Source organism: Pseudarthrobacter sp. NIBRBAC000502772 (assembly GCF_006517235.1).
Lineage (GTDB): Bacteria > Actinomycetota > Actinomycetes > Actinomycetales > Micrococcaceae > Arthrobacter.
The window spans coordinates 2,899,469-2,917,357 of the sequence record NZ_CP041188.1 but is presented as its reverse complement, the minus strand read 5'-3'; the positions used below and the strand labels follow the sequence as shown (position 1 = coordinate 2,917,357).

General features: G+C 64.5%; 15 protein-coding genes. All 15 read right to left on the bottom strand.

Annotation, left to right across the window (positions count from 1 at the left end):
* Positions 1-15 precede the first annotated feature (15 nt).
* The 15 genes from secG to NIBR502772_RS13300 all read right to left on the bottom strand — a co-directional run bounded on the left by secG (position 16) and on the right by NIBR502772_RS13300 (position 17,852).
* Complete coding sequence (gene secG, locus NIBR502772_RS13370; RefSeq protein WP_058932520.1) at positions 16-273, bottom strand: preprotein translocase subunit SecG; 258 nt, start codon at positions 271-273, stop codon at positions 16-18.
* Positions 274-324: 51 nt separating this feature from the next.
* On the bottom strand, positions 325-1,140 hold the full coding sequence (gene tpiA / locus NIBR502772_RS13365; protein WP_141140574.1) for a triose-phosphate isomerase: 816 nt from the start codon (positions 1,138-1,140) through the stop codon (positions 325-327).
* A gap of 87 nt (positions 1,141-1,227) precedes the next feature.
* Positions 1,228-2,454: a phosphoglycerate kinase gene (gene pgk, locus NIBR502772_RS13360; RefSeq protein ID WP_141140573.1), complete on the bottom strand. Its 1,227-nt coding sequence runs from the start codon at positions 2,452-2,454 to the stop codon at positions 1,228-1,230.
* 10 nt (positions 2,455-2,464) lie between these two features.
* Positions 2,465-3,475, bottom strand: coding sequence for a type I glyceraldehyde-3-phosphate dehydrogenase (gene gap / locus NIBR502772_RS13355; protein WP_056339772.1), 1,011 nt, complete (start codon positions 3,473-3,475; stop codon positions 2,465-2,467).
* A 264-nt stretch (positions 3,476-3,739) separates the two neighbouring features.
* Positions 3,740-4,366, bottom strand: coding sequence for a superoxide dismutase (locus NIBR502772_RS13350; RefSeq protein WP_141140572.1), 627 nt, complete (start codon positions 4,364-4,366; stop codon positions 3,740-3,742).
* Positions 4,367-4,477: 111 nt separating this feature from the next.
* Positions 4,478-5,458, bottom strand: coding sequence for a DNA-binding protein WhiA (whiA, locus tag NIBR502772_RS13345; RefSeq protein ID WP_056339766.1), 981 nt, complete (start codon positions 5,456-5,458; stop codon positions 4,478-4,480).
* 9 nt (positions 5,459-5,467) lie between these two features.
* Positions 5,468-6,487: a uridine diphosphate-N-acetylglucosamine-binding protein YvcK gene (yvcK, locus tag NIBR502772_RS13340; protein ID WP_141140571.1), complete on the bottom strand. Its 1,020-nt coding sequence runs from the start codon at positions 6,485-6,487 to the stop codon at positions 5,468-5,470.
* Complete coding sequence (gene rapZ, locus NIBR502772_RS13335) at positions 6,487-7,410, bottom strand: RNase adapter RapZ (protein WP_058932525.1); 924 nt, start codon at positions 7,408-7,410, stop codon at positions 6,487-6,489. The genes yvcK and rapZ overlap by 1 nt, the downstream gene beginning before the upstream one ends.
* A 72-nt stretch (positions 7,411-7,482) precedes the next feature.
* Complete coding sequence (uvrC, locus tag NIBR502772_RS13330) at positions 7,483-9,486, bottom strand: excinuclease ABC subunit UvrC (protein ID WP_141140570.1); 2,004 nt, start codon at positions 9,484-9,486, stop codon at positions 7,483-7,485.
* Positions 9,487-9,498: 12 nt separating this feature from the next.
* A complete protein-coding gene (locus tag NIBR502772_RS13325) occupies positions 9,499-10,167 on the bottom strand; it encodes a 1-acyl-sn-glycerol-3-phosphate acyltransferase (RefSeq protein ID WP_104061423.1) in 669 nt (222 codons plus the stop codon).
* Positions 10,154-10,867 (bottom strand): HAD hydrolase-like protein, encoded by a 714-nt coding sequence (locus NIBR502772_RS13320; protein WP_141140569.1) that lies wholly within the window; start codon positions 10,865-10,867, stop codon positions 10,154-10,156. Before NIBR502772_RS13320 ends, NIBR502772_RS13325 begins: the two co-directional genes overlap by 14 nt.
* 78 nt (positions 10,868-10,945) lie before the next feature.
* Positions 10,946-13,873, bottom strand: coding sequence for an excinuclease ABC subunit UvrA (gene uvrA / locus NIBR502772_RS13315; RefSeq protein ID WP_141140568.1), 2,928 nt, complete (start codon positions 13,871-13,873; stop codon positions 10,946-10,948).
* 48 nt (positions 13,874-13,921) lie between these two features.
* Positions 13,922-14,302, bottom strand: a complete 381-nt coding sequence (locus tag NIBR502772_RS13310) for a GntR family transcriptional regulator (protein WP_141140567.1) — start codon at positions 14,300-14,302, stop codon at positions 13,922-13,924.
* Positions 14,299-16,110 carry an ABC transporter ATP-binding protein gene (locus tag NIBR502772_RS13305; protein ID WP_246848520.1) on the bottom strand — a complete coding sequence of 604 codons (1,812 nt, stop codon included), beginning with the start codon at positions 16,108-16,110 and terminating at the stop codon, positions 14,299-14,301. Before NIBR502772_RS13305 ends, NIBR502772_RS13310 begins: the two co-directional genes overlap by 4 nt.
* Positions 16,107-17,852 (bottom strand): ABC transporter ATP-binding protein, encoded by a 1,746-nt coding sequence (locus NIBR502772_RS13300; protein WP_141140566.1) that lies wholly within the window; start codon positions 17,850-17,852, stop codon positions 16,107-16,109. The genes NIBR502772_RS13305 and NIBR502772_RS13300 overlap by 4 nt, the downstream gene beginning before the upstream one ends.
* Positions 17,853-17,889 lie beyond the last annotated feature (37 nt).

The following is a 17,889-nucleotide window of genomic DNA, read 5'->3' as shown; positions in this document are numbered from 1 at the left end:
GATCAGTTGCAGGAGCTATGAGTCCCCTGCACCGCTGAAGCGCATGACCAGGCCAAGGGCGATGATCACGACGCCCCAGGTAACGCCCAGAATGACCGTGAACCTGTTCAGGTTCCGCTCGGCCACGCCGGAGGAGCTGAGGCCGGAACTCATACCGCCGCCGAACATGTCCGACAGCCCGCCACCCCGGCCCTTGTGGAGGAGGATAAGCAAGGTCAGCAGAAGGCTGGTGATGCCCAGGAGAATCTGCAGAATGACATGAAGAACGTCCACGACGGCCTTTCAGAAGATTGGAATTGCGGGAGCCTGGAGCTGAGTGACGGACTAGTCCGTCACCAGGTGACTCTCGAACCTGACAATATTAGCAAACTCCGCGGGATCGAGGCTTGCCCCGCCGACCAACACGCCGTCGACGTCGCGTTCCTTCAGGATCGCGGCGACATTATTGGCCTTGACCGAGCCGCCGTAGAGCAGACGGATCTTCGCCGCAACGTCATCGCCGAAGAGCGTGGCCAGTTCCGCGCGGATGGCGGCGCACATTTCCTGGGCGTCCTCCGGCCCGGCCACTTCACCGGTGCCGATGGCCCAAACGGGCTCGTAGGCCACCACAAGCTCTGCCGCCTGCTCGGCCGTCAAACCGGCGACGTTCGCCCGGAGCTGTGTCAGCGTGTGCTCGACATGCGTGCCGGCCTGGCGGATTTCCAGGCCTTCCCCCACGCAAAGGACCGGAGTGACACTGTGCTTGAACGCTGCCTTGACCTTGGCGTTGAGCACTTCGTCGGATTCCTGGTGGATGGTGCGGCGTTCACTGTGCCCCACCAGGACGTAGCGGCAGCCCAGCTTGTTCAGGAACTGGCCGGAGGTGTCGCCCGTGTAGGCGCCCGAGTCGAACTGGGAGAGGTCCTGGCCGCCGTAGGCTATGTCCAGTTCATCTCCCTGGACGAGGGTCTGCACACCGCGGAGGTCGGTGAATGGCGGGAAGACGGCCACCTCAACCCGGTTGTAGTCGTGCTTGGCGTCGGACAGGGTCCAGGCCAGTTTTTGCAGGAGGGTGATGCCCTGGACATGGTCCATGTTCATCTTCCAGTTGCCTGCAATGAGAGGCGTGCGGTCAAAAGCGCCGTTCGTTGACGTAGTCACGTGTTCTCCAAAAGTACTTGATATGTGTGCGGCCGGCAGGGTGCCCGCGGGCACCCTGCCGGCCGGAGGACTTGGCAGTCCAGGTTCCTAACGGTCCAGGACGCTGAGTCCCGGGAGTTCCTTGCCTTCGAGATATTCCAGGCTGGCGCCGCCGCCGGTGGAAATGTGACCGAACTGGTCATCAGCGAAGCCGAGCGTCCGCACGGCGGCAGCGGAGTCGCCGCCGCCGACCACGGTGAACGCGTCGACCTCGGTGAGGGCCTGGGCCACGGCGCGGGTTCCGCCGGAGAATGCTTCGAATTCAAAGACGCCCATGGGCCCGTTCCAGAACACCGTTTTGGCGCCCTTGATGCGGTCCGCAAAAGCGGCTGCAGAGTCCGGTCCAATGTCCAGGCCGATGCCCTGGGCACCGAAGCTGCTGCCTTCGATGCTGTCCGCGGGGACAGTCTCGTAGTCAGCGTCGGCCGCGAACTTACCGGCCACCACAACGTCGGTGGGCACAATGAATTCAGTGCCGGCACCGGCAGCGCGTTTCAGGTAGTCCTGGACAACCGGGATCTGGTCTTCTTCCAGGAGGCTGCCGGCCACGCTGTGGCCCTCTGCTGCCAGGAACGTGAAGAGCATGCCGCCGCCCACCAGGATGGTGTCGGCCTTGCCGATGAGGTTGTCGATGACCGCCAGCTTGTCGGAGACCTTGGAGCCGCCGAGCACCACCACGTAGGGCCGCTGCGTGTCAGCTGTCAGCTTCCGCAGGACCTCCACCTCGGCGTGAACAAGATCGCCCTGGTAGGACGGGAGCCGGGTGGCGACGTCGTAGACACTGGCGTGCTTGCGGTGCACGGCACCAAAGGCGTCGTCAACGTAGGCGCCGTTGGCCCCGGTCAGGGCCACCAGTTCGTCCGCGAAGGCGCCGCGTTCGGCGTCGTCCTTGCTGGTCTCCCGGGCGTCGAAGCGCACGTTTTCCAGGACGAGGACCTCACCGTCCTGAAGGGAGGCGGCGAGTTCCTTAGCGGAGCTGCCCACGGTGTCCTGCGCGAGCGAGACCTTGAAGGCGGCAAGTTCGGCGAGCCGCGCTACGGCAGGCCGGAGGGAGTACTTTTCCTCCGGAGCGCCCTTGGGGCGTCCGAGGTGGGCTGTTACCAGCACGCGGGCACCGGCGTCCGTGAGCTTTCCCAGTACTGGCAGAGAGGCCTTGATGCGGCCGTCGTCAGTCACTGTAGAGCCGTCGAGCGGCACATTCAGGTCACTTCTGACAAGAATGTACCGCCCGCGGACACCTTCAGCGATCAGTTCGTTGAGGGTGTGGAATGTCATGTGTCTAACCCTAGCCCAGCTTGGCTGCGACGAGCTCCGTGAGGTCCACGAGGCGGTTGGAGTAGCCCCATTCGTTGTCATACCAGGAAACAACCTTGACCTGGTTGCCGATGACCTTGGTCAGGCCGGAGTCGAAGATCGACGACGCCGGGTCCCCGACGATGTCCGAGGACACGATCGGAGCGTCCGTGTACGTCAGGATGCCCTGGAACTCGTCGGACTCCGAAGCCTTCTTCAGCGCCGCGTTGACTTCCTCGACGGTGGTCTCGCGGGAGACCGTGACGGTGAGGTCGGTGGCCGAGCCGGTGGGGACGGGCACGCGGATGGCGAAGCCGTCCAGCTTGCCCTTGAGCTCGGGCAGGACCAGGCCGATCGCCTTGGCCGCACCCGTGGAGGTGGGAACCATGTTGATGGCGGCGGCACGGGCACGGCGGAGGTCGTTGTGCGGGCCGTCCTGCAGGTTCTGGTCAGCCGTGTAGGCGTGGATGGTGGTCATCAGGCCACGCTCGATGCCGAAGGTGTCGTTGAGGACCTTGGCCAGCGGGCCCAGGCAGTTGGTGGTGCAGGACGCGTTGGAAATGATGTTGTGCGCCGCGTTGTCGTACAGGCCCTCGTTGACGCCCATCACGATGGTGATGTCCTCGTCGGAGGCAGGTGCGGAGATCAGGACCTTCTTGGCGCCTGCGTCGATGTGCTTCTGCGCGGCAGCGGCCTTGGTGAAGAAGCCGGTGGACTCGATGACGATGTCTACGCCCAGCTCGCCCCAGGGCAGGTTGGCGGGATCGCGTTCGGCGAGAACCTTGATGATGTTGCCATCGACGACAATGTTGCCGTCCTTGACTTCAACGGTTTCCTTCAGGCGGCCGCCGACGGAGTCGTACTTAAGCAGGTGGGCCAGTGCCTCAGGGCTGGTGAGGTCGTTGACGGCAACGATCTCCAGGTCCGCGCCCTGTGCGAGGGCTGCGCGGAAGTAGTTGCGGCCGATGCGGCCGAAGCCGTTGATACCAATACGGGTCGTCACTTGTTCAGTCTCCTTGGTGCTTGATTAAGCACAAATTAGTTGAGCGGGCGTTGAAGCCAACTAACAGATCCCGCACGCCATTGGGCAGAGATGATTAACAGATCGGAGGGCGACCAGCCACATTGCTGAAGGCAGACCGCCTTCCGTGATCCATCTTACGTTTAAGTAGGTCCGCCCCCGCAAGTGCGGGGGCGGACCAACCACATTCCGGCCGAAATCACGCCGAAATGTGAAGTTTGTTACACGTGCATGTACTGCAAGTCACTACGGCAGGGTAATGAGGCCCGTAGCGTTGGTGCGGGCAGCTTCGAAGCGCTTAGCGACATCGGCCCAGTTGACGATGTTCCAGAATGCCTTGACGTAGTCAGCCTTGACGTTGACGTAGTCCAGGTAAAAGGCGTGCTCCCACATGTCCAGCATCAGCACCGGCGTGGTGCCGAGTGCTACGTTGCCCTGCTGGTCGTAGAGCTGCTCGATGACCAGGTTGCCACCGATCGGCTCGTAGGCCAGGAAGCCCCAGCCCGATCCCTGCAAGCCAAGGGCCGCAGCAGAGAACTGGGCACGGAAGGCGTCGAAGGAACCGAAGGCGTCATCGATGGCAGCCGCCAGCTCACCCTCAGGCTTGTCGCCGCCGTCCGGGGACAGGTTGTTCCAGAACACCGAGTGGTTGATGTGGCCGCCGGTGTGGAACGCGAGGTCCTTCGAAAGGCGGTTGATGTTGGCGAAATCGCCCTTGTCGCGCGCCTCTGCCAGCTGGGCAAGGGCGTTGTTGGCACCTGCAACGTAGGCAGCGTGGTGCTTGCTGTGGTGCAGCTCCATGATGCGCGCCGAAATGTGCGGCTCAAGCGCCGCGTAGTCGTAGCTGAGTTCTGGCAGTACGTACTCGGTCACAAAATCCTCCAATGTCGTGGACGGTCTGTCCGGGTTGTAACTCTCGGATTGTGCATCCGGATGACTGGCATCCGGAAGATCAGGGTGAACGCTCTGATTCTAGGGGCGCCGCTACTCGTCCAGCATCTCAGGCGTCACATTGGCATCAGTGCCAGGGATCCCCAAATCGATGGCCCGCTTATCCGCCATGGCCAGGAGCCGGCGGATGCGGCCGGCGATGGCGTCCTTGGTCATTACCGGATCTGCCAGGCGCCCCAGCTCGTCCAGGCTCGCCTGTTTGTGGGCCACCCGGAGTTCGCCGGCGTATTTGAGGTGGTCCGGGACATCGTCGCCCAGGATCTCCAGCGCCCGGTCCACCCTGGCTCCGGCGGCCACGGCCGCCTGGGCGGAGCGCCGCAGGTTGGCGTCGTCAAAGTTGGCCAGCCGGTTGGCCGTGGCCCTGACTTCCTTGCGCATCCTGCGTTCTTCCCAGACCATCAGGGCATCGTGGGCGCCCATGCGGATGAGCAGGGCGGCGATGGTGTCGCCGTCGCGGATCACCACACGGTCAACTCCCCTGACTTCGCGGGCTTTGGCTTGGATGCCAAGACGGCGGGCGGCACCAACGAGGGCAAGCGCCGACTCGGGACCCGGGCAGGTGACCTCAAGCGATGACGAACGGCCCGGTTCCGTGAGGGACCCGTGGGCCAGGAAAGCACCACGCCACACGGCCTCGGCGTCGGCGGCCGAGCCGTTGACGACGGCCGAGGGAAGCCCCCGCACCGGCCGGCCGCGGCCGTCCAGGAGGCCTGTCTGCCGGGCCAGGGACTCGCCGTCGCGGACTACCCGCACCACGTACCGGCTGCCGCGGCGCAGTCCGCCGCCGGAGACGACGATGATCTCGCTCTGGTGGCCGTAAACCTCGGCGATGGCCGCCCGGAGCCTGCGCGCCGTCGATGCGAGGTCAACCTCGGCTTCGATCACGATCCTGCCCGAGATGATGTGCAGGCCGCCGGCGAAGCGCAGCATTGCCGAGACCTCTGCCTTGCGGACTGAAGATTTCTTGATGTCCAGACGGGACAGTTCTTCCTTGACCGATGATGTCAGTGCCATGGCACCTTCCTAACTGTTCCCGAAAATGTCGTGGTACGCCGCTGCCAGACGCAGGGGGTCATGGACGGGTCGGCGGCCCGACGCCCCCACTTTACCCAAGACAACCTCGGCGCCGATCATCCCGGCGGCTTTCTCGAACTCCTGCCGGTCCGGCACCGACGCGGGATCAGCCAGGACGACGTCGACGCTGAAGTCCGGCGCATACCGGCGCAGTGCGTATAGGTGGTCCGCCGCCGACATGCCGGTGGTTTCCTTGGTGTCCGTGGCCAGGTTCATGGTGAGGCAGCGTTTTGCGGCAGTGGCACTCAGGGCTTCACGCATTTCCGGGAGCAGCAGGTGCGGCAGCACGGACGTGTACCAGGACCCCGGCCCCAGGATTACCCAGTCAGCCAGTTCGATGGCTGTCAGGGCTTCAACGCAGGCCGGCGCCTGTTCGGGCAGGAGCCGGACGTGCTCCAGCGAGCCGGCAACGGCGCACCGCGCCTGCCCGCGGACTGTCTGGAGCGCGAACGTGCCGTCAGGTGCAGTGACGCGGATGTCACCTTCAATGGTCAGCGGAACAGTGGACATGGGCAGGACCTGGCCACGGGCACCGAGCAGGGCGCCAGCCCACTTCAGTCCGGCCACGGTGTCGCCCAGCAGCTCCCAAAGGGTGACGATGAGCAGGTTGCCCATCGCATGCTCGTCCAGCGATCCGCCGCTGCCCTGGCCGGGCCGGAAACGGTGCTGCATCACGTCGCGCCAGGTGCGTCCCCAGTCCGTGTCATCGCACAAGGCGGAGAGCGCCATGCGCAGGTCTCCGGGCGGGAGGACGCCGTACTCGTCGCGTAGACGCCCTGAAGACCCGCCGTCGTCCGCCACCGTAACAATGGCGGTCAGCTCTGAGGTGAGCAGCCGCAGCGCCGAGAGCGAAGCGGACAGTCCGTGCCCGCCGCCGAGCGCCACGACGTTGGGGCCTTTGTCCTGCTGGCCGGCTGCCGTTCCGCTGGAAACCGGTACGAGCGGGAGGGGCCCGGTGAGCATCCCCATTACTCGCGGCCCAGATCCCGATGCGTGGTGGTCACGGTCACGCGCGGATACTGTGCCAGTTTCTTGGAAAGCTCGACGGCGACGGCCACGGACCGGTGCTTGCCGCCGGTACAGCCGACGGCGATGGTGGCGTAGTGCTTGTTTTCGCGCCGGTAGCCGTCCAGGACGGGCTCGAGCGCCAGGACATAGCGGTCCACGAAGTTCTTTACACCTTCCGCCTCGAGGACATAATCGCTGACGTCCTTGTCCAGGCCCGTATGCGGGCGCAGCTGCGGGACCCAGTGCGGATTCGGGATGAACCGGACGTCGGCAACGTAGTTGGAATCCACCGGCAGGCCGTACTTGAAGCCAAAGCTCATGACGTTGAGCCGCAGTGCCACCGGGCCGGTTTCGCTAAAGAGTTCCGTGATGGCGGTAGCCAGGGCGTGGACGTTGTAGGTCGAGGTATCCAGTACGACGTCGGAGCTGTCGCGCAGTTCCTTGAGCACCTCCCGTTCGGCTGCAATGCCGTCGAGGATGCGGCCGCCTTCCTGGAGCGGATGGGGCCTGCGGCCCTGCTCGAACCGGCGGACCAGGACGTCGTCTTTGGCGTCGAGGAAAAGGACGCGGAACTTGACACCACTGGCGGCGAGGGCCCCCAGGGCCGCGCGGACGTCGACAAAGAGGCCTTTGCTGCGGACATCCATCACCACGGCCAGCCGCGGAATGGACTGCGGAGCGTGGGAGACAATCTCGGCCAGGGTGCCGAGCATCTGCGGCGGCAGGTTTTCCACGACATACCAGCCATGGTCCTCAAGTGCGTCCGCGGCGGTGCTGCGTCCTGCCCCTGACATACCGGTGACCACCAGCAGTTCCGCTTCGAGGGGCTTGACCGGCGTCAGCCCGTCCTGCTCCGTCCCGGATTCCGCCGTAGAGTCTGCCATTCGTTCCGCCCCGTTTCTGTCCAGATGAAGGCAGGCGCCCGCAATGGCGGAAACCTGCGTTCCTTACCCTACCTAGGTTTCAATGATTTCGCCGGTGGCCATATTCACGGCCGGAAGCGCATCGCCGGCGGTGTCATCGCCGCTGAAGTGGGCCACGATGGCGTTGGCAAGGGATGGTCCAATGCCCTTGGCCGCCGTGAGCTCAGCCGCGGTGGCGGCTTTCACGCCTTTGACGGATCCGAAATGGGTGAGCAGGGCCTTGCGTTTGGACTCGCCAAGGCCCGGCACTCCGTCCAGCGCCGAGACGGTCATGGCCTTGCCGCGCTTCTGCCGGTGGAAGGTGATGGCGAAGCGGTGGGCTTCGTCACGGATCCGCTGCAGCAGATAGAGTCCCTGGGACGTCCTGGGCAGGATCACGGGGAAGTCGCTGTCCGGCAGCCAGACTTCCTCAAGGCGTTTGGCCAGGCCCACCACGTAGACATCCTCAATGCCAAGGTCCGCCAAGGCCCGGGCTGCGGCGTTCACCTGGGGCTTGCCGCCGTCGACCACCACCAGGTTGGGCGGGTACGCGAATTTTGCCCGCGGGGCGGCCGTAGCGGTGTCCAGGACCGCGGCAGCGGCTGCTTCCAAGGCGGCCTGGTGCCCGGGCAGGGCGGACGCCTCGGACTGCGCCGACTTGTCCTGCAGGTAATGCCGGAAGCGCCGGGTCAGGACGTCGTGCATGGCGGCGGTGTCGTCTGCGGCGGCGGGTCCGGTGACGGAGAACTTCCGGTATTCGGACTTCTTGGGCAGCCCGTCCTCGACCACCACCATGGACGCCACGACGTTGGTGCCCTGGACGTGGGAGACGTCGAAGCATTCGATCCGCAGGAGCGCCACGGGAAGGTCCAGGGCTTCCTGCAGCTCCTGCAGTGCCTGGGAGCGCACGGTGAGGTCCCCGGCGCGGCGGGTCTTATGCAGTTTGAGCGCGTGCTCGGCGTTTTCACGGACGGTGGACATGAGCGCGGCCTTGTCGCCGCGCTGCGGCACCCTGACATCCACCTTCGCTCCGCGCAGGCCGCCGAGCCATTCCGTAAGTTCCGCGGCGTTGCTGGGTTCGACTGGCACCAGGACTTCGCGGGGAAGCCTGCCATGGCTGTCGCCGTCGTCGCCGTAGACCTGCTGCAGCAGGTGTTCCACGAGATCCGGGGTGGTGGCGTCCTCCACTTTTTCCACCACCCAGCCGCGCTGGCCGCGGATCCGGCCGCCCCTGACGTGGAACACCTGGACGGCAGCCTCCAACTCGTCCTCGTGCAGCGCGAAGACATCGGCGTCGGTATCGTCGGCGAGCACCACGGCGTTGCGCTCAAAGACCTTCCGAAGAGCGGCGATGTCATCACGGAGCCTCGCCGCACGCTCGTAGTCGAGGGTGCCGACGGCGTCGGCCATCTCCTTTTCGAGCTTGGTGATGAAGCGTTTGGCCTCGCCGCCCATAAACGCGCAGAAGTCCTCCGCCAGGGCCCGGTGTTCCTCGGGAGTCACCCGGCCAACGCAGGGGGCCGAGCATTTGTCGATGTAGCCCAGCAGGCATGGCCGACCGCTCGCCTGGGCCCGTTTGAGGACCCCGGCGCTGCAGCTGCGGACGGGGAAAACCCGCAGCAAAGTGTCCATGGTTTCCCGGATCGCGCCGGCTGTGTACGGGCCGAAGTACCGTGTGCCTTTGCGGCGGTCCCCCCGCATGACCTGGACCCTGGGGAGCTTCTCGCTCATGGTGAGGGCCAGGTACGGATAGGTTTTGTCGTCGCGGAAGACCACGTTGAAGCGTGGCTTGTATTCCTTGATCCAGGTGTATTCAAGCTGCAGCGACTCCAGCTCGCTGCCCACCACTGTCCACTCGACACTGCTGGCCGTGTGAACCATAGCGTGGGTTTTGGGCAGCAGGCCCGCCGGATTCGCGAAGTAGGAGTTCAGGCGGGAGCGAAGGCTTTTGGCTTTGCCTACGTAGATGACCCGGCCGTGGGGATCGCGGAACCGGTACACCCCGGGATTGGTGGGAATTTCACCCGTCTGGGGCCTGTAACTTGCTGGATCTGCCACTACTTCATTCTACTAATCCGTGCTTTTACTTTGGTTGTAGCTGGTGGAGCGTTCCTGGCCGCTGAGTTCGGCGATCGCATCCATGATGCGGTCCGTTACCTGCCGCCGCGCCGGCAGCGAATGATCCGGGCCGGTTTTGTCGAAATACAGGGGCTCCCCCACCTTCATGGTGAAATGATGCGGCTTGAAGCCCTTCTCACCGGCCGGCTGCAGGTTCTCCGTCCCGATCAGTCCGACCGGGATCACGGGAGCTCCGGTTGCCAGTGCAAGCCAGCCCACGCCGGTGCGGCCGCGGTAGAGGATGCCGTCCCGTGAGCGCGTGCCCTCGGGGTAGATGCCGATGCCTTTGCCCGCTTCGAGGATGTCCAGGAGGGTTTTGAGTGCCTGGACGCTTGCTGCCTGCTCGCCGCGCTCCACCGGGATGGAACCCACGGACTCAAAAAAGGACTTCATGACTCTGCCCTTGACGCCACCCGTGGTGAAGTACTCGGCTTTGGCGAAGAAGGCCACGGGCCGCGGCATCAGTGCCTGGACAATGACGCTGTCAAAGAAGGAAAGATGGTTCGGGGCCACAATGAATGGCCCCTCTTTCGGGACGTTTTCCAGGCCGACGACGGTGGGCCGGCAGGTGCCCGCGACGAGCCCGCGAAATGTCCAGCGGACCGCCTCAAACAGCGCCATCGTTGCGCACCTCACTCATCGCGGCAGCGTGGATTGCTTCGAGGCGCCCGATGGCGGCGACCATGCCCGCGGTGGTGTCCACCACGGTGACGGCCCCGGCTTCTTCGAGTTCGCCGTCGTGAGCGAAACCCCAGCCCACACCGATGCAGTCAAGCCCGTTCCCGATGGCGCCCGCCACATCCTGGGCGCGGTCACCCACCATAACGGCGTGCTGGGTGGAGAGGTCAGCCAGGGCCGCGGCGATGATGTCTGCCTTCCCCACCGGACCATCCGTTGAGGATTCGTTGTCTGCCGAGCCCCTGATGGACTGGAACAGGTTGGCGATGCCGTGGTGCCGCAGCACGATCTGGGCCAGCCCTTCGGGCTTCTGCGTGGCGACGGCCACTGGCCTGCCTTCGGCCGCGAAGGTCTCCAGCGCTTCCCTGATCCCGGGGTACAGCCGGCTCTCGGCTATCCCAGTGGCGAGGTAGTACTGCCGGTACGTCCGGATGACCTCGTCGAGCATCTCGGCCGGAACCTTGCAGACACTCCGGAGTGCGTCGCTGAGTTTGGGGCCGATCATCGAGTTCAGGACGTCCTGGCCAGGAACCGGCAGACCTGCGGCGGCAAGGGCTGCTGCGATTCCGCCGGATATTCCGCCGGCCGGATCGACAAGAGTGCCGTCCAGGTCAAAGATCACGGGCACTGTTGTTTGAGTCACCGGCTTAGTTTCTCACGACACCGAGCATGCCTGAAACTCGCATGCCCGACACGGCATACGTCATGGGAGGCCAACCGCCTAGCCGAGTATTTCCGCGAGGAAGGATGCCGTGTGGCCCTTGGTGGATTTCGATACCTGCTCGGGCGTGCCGGTGGCCACGATCTGGCCCCCGCCCGAACCGCCGTCCGGGCCAAGATCCACGATCCAGTCGGCGCTCTTGATGACGTCCAGGTTGTGTTCGATGGTGATCACCGTGTTGCCCTTGTCCACCAGACTTTGAAGGACCATCAGGAGCTTGCGGATGTCCTCGAAGTGCAGGCCCGTGGTGGGCTCGTCGAGAACATACACACTGCGTCCGTTGGAGCGCTTCTGCAGTTCCGCGGCGAGCTTGACACGCTGGGCCTCGCCGCCGGAGAGGGTGGTTGCCGGCTGTCCCAGCCGTACGTAGCCGAGGCCCACGTCCACGAGCGTGTTCAGGTGCCGGGCGATCGGGGAGAAGGCAGCGAAGAACTCCGCACCTTCTTCGATGGGCATGTTGAGCACATCCGCGATGGTCTTGCCCTTGTAGTGGACTTCGAGGGTTTCGCGGTTGTACCGTGCGCCGTGGCACACCTCGCAGGGCACGTAGACGTCCGGCAGGAAGTTCATTTCGATCTTCAGCGTGCCGTCACCTGCGCAGGCTTCGCAGCGCCCGCCCTTGACGTTGAAGGAGAACCGGCCTGGCAGGTAGCCACGGACCTTGGCCTCGGTGGTCTCGGCGAAGAGCTTGCGGATGTTGTCAAAGACGCCGGTGTACGTGGCCGGGTTGGAGCGTGGGGTCCGCCCGATAGGGCTCTGGTCCACGTGCACCACCTTGTCCAGGTGCTCCAGGCCCATGATGCTCTTGTGGCGTCCGGCCACCTGTTTGGCGCCGTTGAGCTTGTTGGCCAGCACCTTGTAGAGGATCTCGTTGACCAGGGTGGATTTGCCGGAGCCGCTGACGCCGGTCACGGCGGTGAAAAGGCCCAGGGGGAAGGCCGCATCAACGTTGACCAGGTTGTTTTCACGCGCCCCGACGACCTTCAGCTCACGCTTTTTGTCGTATTTGCGCCGCTTCTTGGGGATGTCGATCTTCTTGCGGCCGGACAGGTAATCGCCGGTCAGTGAGTTGGTGTTGGCCAGGAGATCCTGGTACGAACCCGAGTGCACCACCTGGCCGCCGTGCTCGCCTGCGCCGGGCCCGATGTCCACGATCCAGTCCGCCACCTGGATGGTGTCCTCATCGTGCTCCACAACGATAAGCGTGTTGCCCATGTCCCGGAGCCGGGTCAGGGTCTCAATAAGACGGCGGTTGTCGCGCTGGTGGAGGCCGATGGAGGGCTCGTCCAGGACGTAAAGGACGCCCACGAGGCCGGAACCGATCTGGGTGGCGAGCCGGATTCGCTGCGCTTCGCCGCCGGACAAGGTGGCGGAGGGGCGCTCGAGATTCAGGTATTCCAGCCCGACGTCGAGCAGGAAGGTCAGCCGGGCCTGTATTTCCTTGAGCACCTGGTGGGCGATCTGGGCCTCGCGGCCGGTGAGGACCAGGTTGTTCAGGAAGTCCGCGCACACGCGCATGGGCATGGCCGCGACATCGGCGATGGACTTGCCGTTAATCAGGACGGACAGCGAGGCGGGGTTGAGCCGGGCGCCATTGCACGCGGGGCAAGCGATCTGCCGCATGTACTCTTCGTAGCGGTCGCGCGCCCACTCGGAGTCCGTCTCACCGTGCTTGCGGTGGACGTACTGGATGGCACCTTCAAAGCCGGTGCTGTATTTACGTTCCCGTCCGAAGCGGTTCTTGTACTGCACAACCACCTTGTGGTCTTTGCCGTGCAGGACGGTCTGGCGGACGTCGGTGCCCAGCTTCTCCCAGGGTGTGTCCATGGAGAAGCCAAGCTCCTTGGACAGCCCTTCGAGCAGGCGGTTCCAATACTCGGTTGTTGCGGTGCCAAGTGACCATGGCGCGATGGCGCCCTCGGACAACGACAGCTCAGGATTCGGAATGATCAGTTCTTCGTCAACCTCGAGCCGTGTACCGATGCCGCTGCACGCGGAACAGGCGCCGAATGGGTTGTTGAAGGAGAAGGACCGCGGCTCGATTTCATCGATGGCCAGGGGATGTTCGTTGGGGCAGGCGAGGTTCTCGGAAAATGCCCGCAGCCGTCCCGGCGCGTCTGCTTCCAGATCGACGAACTCGGCCAGCACCCGGCCTTCGGCCAGGCCAAGCGCCGTTTCAACGGAGTCCGTGAGGCGCTGGCTGATGCCTTCCTTAACCACCAGGCGGTCCACCACCACCTCAATGGTGTGCTTGAACTGCTTGCCGAGTTTGGGCGGCTCGCTCAGCTGGATCAGCTCACCGTCCACCCGGGCACGTGAATAGCCCTTGGCGGTCAGCTCCTTGAAAAGGTCCACGAACTCGCCCTTGCGCCCCCGCACCACCGGCGCCAGGACCTGGAATCGCGTGCCTTCGTCAAGCTCAAGCAGCTGGTCCACGATCTGCTGCGGAGTCTGCCGGGCCACAACCTCGCCACAGACCGGGCAATGCGGCCGTCCCACGCGTGCCCACAGCAATCGCATGTAGTCATAAATTTCGGTGATGGTGCCAACCGTGGAGCGGGGGTTCTTGCTGGTGGACTTCTGGTCAATCGATACCGCCGGCGAGAGCCCCTCGATGAAATCGACGTCCGGCTTGTCCACCTGGCCGAGGAACTGGCGGGCATAGGCCGACAGGGACTCAACGTAGCGCCGCTGGCCCTCGGCGAAGATTGTGTCGAACGCCAGGGACGACTTCCCGGAACCGGACAGCCCGGTGAAAACGATCATGGCATCACGGGGCAGATCCAGGTCCACGTTGCGCAGGTTATGCTCGCGCGCGCCCTTGACCACGAGGCGGGAGAGGTCTGGCCGGGCAGGCGTGGCTGGGGCCTGGGGAACGGCGACGGGGACGGATTCGACTGCTGTTTCTTCAGCTACGGCTTTGGGCACCCACTAATGCTAATCGAAAACTTCTTCGAATATCCATGCGGGGTCCGGCTAGTCGGCGTCGTAGGCTGCAGCCAGCAGCTGGACTGCTTCCGCAAAGCTGGCACCTTGGGCCTTGGCCACTGACGCATAGGAGTTGGCGGCCAGGGAGAGCGCATCCGCCCGCTCATCACGCGCGCACACCACAGTGCCGTTCCTGCCCTTCGTGGCCACGACACCGGCTGCCTCCAGCTCCTTGTACGCCCTCGCCACCGTGTGGGGCGCGACGTCCAGCAGCCCCGCCAGGGTCCGCACCGCCGGCAGCTTGGTTCCCGGCGGAAGGGCCCCGCTGTCCGCGAGGCGGATCACATGCAGGCGCAGCTGTTCAAACAGTGCCACCGTGCTGGACTGGTTGGGCTTCCAGGTTCCGGGGAACGGACCGGCTGTTGTCATCGTCCGGCCTCCAACGTGCCGGCGCGGCCCGGGCGTCCGGCGAACTGGGCGTTGTAGAGCCGTGCATAGCGGCCGTTGGCCGCCAGGAGGCTTCGATGGGTTCCCTGCTCTGCAATGCGTCCGTGGTCCATGACCAGAATTAGATCAGCGTCCCGGACCGTGGACAAACGGTGGGCGATCACAAAACTTGTTTTTCCACAGCGCAACCTCTGCATGGCCTGGCGGATCAGGACCTCGGTCCGGGAATCCACCGAACTGGTGGCCTCATCCAGGACCAGCACGGTGCGGTCCGCCAACTGCGCCCGGGCGATGGAGATCAGCTGGCGCTGGCCCTGGCTGAGCGGCTCTCCCCCGTTGCCCAGCATCGTCTCGTAGCCGGCCGGCAGCGACCTGATGAGGTGGTCCACGTGGCTCGCCTCGGCTGCCGCAGTGATCTCCGCGTCCGTGGCTCCCGGCCGGCCGTATTCGATGTTCTCCCTGATGGTGCCGGAAAACAGCCAGGCATCCTGCAGCACAACCCCGAATCCCTTCCGCAGGACGTCCCGCGGAATGTCGGCAATGTCAGTACCCCCGATGGTGATCCTGCCGGCGTCGACCTCATAGAACCGCATGAGCAGGTTGACAACGGTGGTCTTGCCGGCGCCCGTGTGCCCGACAATCGCGACCGTCCGGCCCGGTTCCACAGTGAACGACAGTCCACGGACCACCGGGTCAGCCCTGGCATAGCCGAAAGTGACATCACTGAACACAATCCGCCCTTCCTGACCGGGTTTGTGACCGTCACTTTCGGGCTCTGCAGGTATCTCCGCGGCGTCGAGCAGGTCGAACACACGGCGCGCCGAAGCCACGCAGGACTGGATGACGTTGAGCATGCCGCCGATCTGGCCCACAGGCTGGGTGAAAAGCCGGCTGAACTGGATGAATGCCTGGATCCCGCCGATGGTCATGACCCCCGTGGTGACCTGGAGCGCCCCCACCACCGCCACCGCGATGTAGTTGATATTGGCGATAAGGACCATCAACGGCTGGACAACGCCGGAGGAATACTGGGCCCGTGCGGATGCCCGGGCCAGGCGGTCGTTGCTTGCCTTGAAGACTGCCGCTGCCTGGTCCTGGTACCCGAAGGCCTTAATAACTTCGTGCCCGGTGACAAACTCCTCCACGTGCGCGTTCAACTCACCCGTTTCGGTCCACTGGCGGGCAAAATGCGCTTGGGACTTCCGGGCCACCATAACGGTGATAAGGGTGGACAATGGCACCGAAACAAGCGCGATCAGGGCCAGGAGCGGCGAGATCCACAGCATCATGGCCAAGGCGCCGCACAGCATCAGGACAGACATGATCAGCTGTGTGAGGACCTGGCTGAGCGCTTGCGAAATATTGTCGATGTCATTGGTGACGCGGCTCAGGACATCACCCCTGGACTGCTCTTGGAAGTACGTGGAAGGAAGCCGGTGCAGCTTGTCTTGAACCGATGCCCGGAGGCGATACATCAGCCCGTGAACCGCGCCGGCCGTCAGCGCTCCCTGGATCCAGTTGAACAGCGAAGCGCCGATGTACATCGCGGCAACGGCGGCCAGCAGGAGTCCCAGGCGCTGCCCGTCGAGCGCTCCGCTGTAGACCCCATCCACCACCACATCGGTGGCATCACCAAGGTAGTGCGGCGCCGCGACGTTGAGGGCAACAAAAGCGCAGGTGGCCGCAATTGCACCCAGCATCCGCCCCCTGGACGGGCGCAGCAACGCGAGGACCCGGCGCGCTGTGGGCCAGAATCCTTCGGATGCCCGGGCGCCGGGCGAAGCGGTCATGGCGCGTCGTCCAGCGCCAGTTGGGACTCGGCGATTTCCCGGTAGGTGGCAGACGTCTCCAGCAGTTGCAGGTGTGTTCCCTGGGCAACCAGCCGGCCGTCGTCAAGCACCAGGATCTGGCCGGCCCCGGCAGCGGTGGAGATCCGTTCCGCCACGACAATGACCACTGCACCCTCAAGGGCAATCTCCAGGGCATCCCGGACCCGGGCCTCGGTGGCGAAGTCCAGCGCGGAAAAGCTGTCGTCAAAGAGATAGACGGGGACCCGCCGCAGGAGGGCCCGCGCTATGCAGAGACGCTGCCGCTGGCCGCCGGAGAGATTCGTTCCGCCTTGCCCGACCTCCGTGTCAATCCCCCGTGGCAGCGCACGGACGAAGCCGGCGGCCTGGGCTGTCTCCATGGCTTCCCAAAGCTGGCCCTCGGTTGCCTCCGGAGCTGCGACGCGCAGGTTGTCGGCGATGGTTCCGGAGAAGAGGTGCGACAGTTGCGGCACCACAGCCATGGTCCGGCGCAGGAGGTCCAGGGGCATCGAGCAGATGTTCCGGCCGCCGATGCTGATGGTTCCGGCCGTGGCGTCCAGGAACCGGGGCACCAGGCTCAGGAGTGTCGACTTTCCGCTCCCTGTTGAGCCGACGATGGCAACAGTGGTTCCTGGCCGGGCTGTGAAGCTGATGTCTTCCAGTACCGGATTTTCGGCGCCGGGGTAGGAGAAGCTGACATTCCTGAAACTGACGCTGCCGCCCTCAAGGGAGCCCCCAGGGCGGGTCTCCTGGGGCGCCTTGTGGTCCTGGACTGACGGTTTCGCGTTGAGCACGGCACCCAGCCGTTCCGCGCAGGCAGCGGCACGCGGAGCCGTCATGAACACGTACATGGCCATCATGATTGCCAGGAGAATCTGCAGGATGTAGGCGATAAAGGCCGTGAGGGCACCAATCTTCATCCCGCCGTCGTAAACCCGGTGACCACCGAACCACACCACGGCCACCGACGACAGATTGACCACAATCATGATCAGCGGCAGCATGCCGGCCACGAGCAGCGACGACTGAAGGTTGTTTCCCGTGAGGCTGCTGTTGGTCTTCGCAAACCGGCGTGTTTCGTGTCCCTGCCTGACGAAGGCACGGATCACATTCGCGCCGATGATCTGCTCACGAAAGAGCTCCCCCGTTCGGTCCAGCAGCTCCTGCCCCTGCCGGTACAGGGGAACGAGGCGCCGGACGATGAGATACATGATGAGCAGAAGTATTGGCATGATGACCATCACGACGCTTGAAAGCACCATGTCCTGCTGCCACGCCAGTAACACGCCCCCGGCCGCCATCACGGGGGCCGCCACAAGCATGGTGAAGACCAGGACGGCGAACGACTGGATCTGCTGGGTGTCGTTGGTGGCCCTGGTAACGAGGCTTTGCGTGCCGAAGGCTGCGATTTCCTGCGTAGAAAGCGACTGGATCCTGCTGAAGACCTCGCCGCGCAGCTGGTGCCCGAGCTTCATGGCAACCACTGCCCCGAAGTAGCCCGCGGCGATGGCCGCCGAAGCCTGGACCGCAGCTATGAGAACCATGACAGTGCCCAGGCGGAAGATTTCCGGCGTGTTCCCCGCAACGATGCCGTCGTCGATGATGGCGGCGTTGATGGTGGGCAGCAGCAGGTTGCCTGCGGTCTGGACAAGCTGGAGAGCAACGATCGCGGTTACGGCGCCCTTGTGGCCAGCCAGCAGCCGGGTCATCAAGCCGAAAAGCATCGCACCTCCAGGACGGATTTGGGAGGCCGATGAGGGT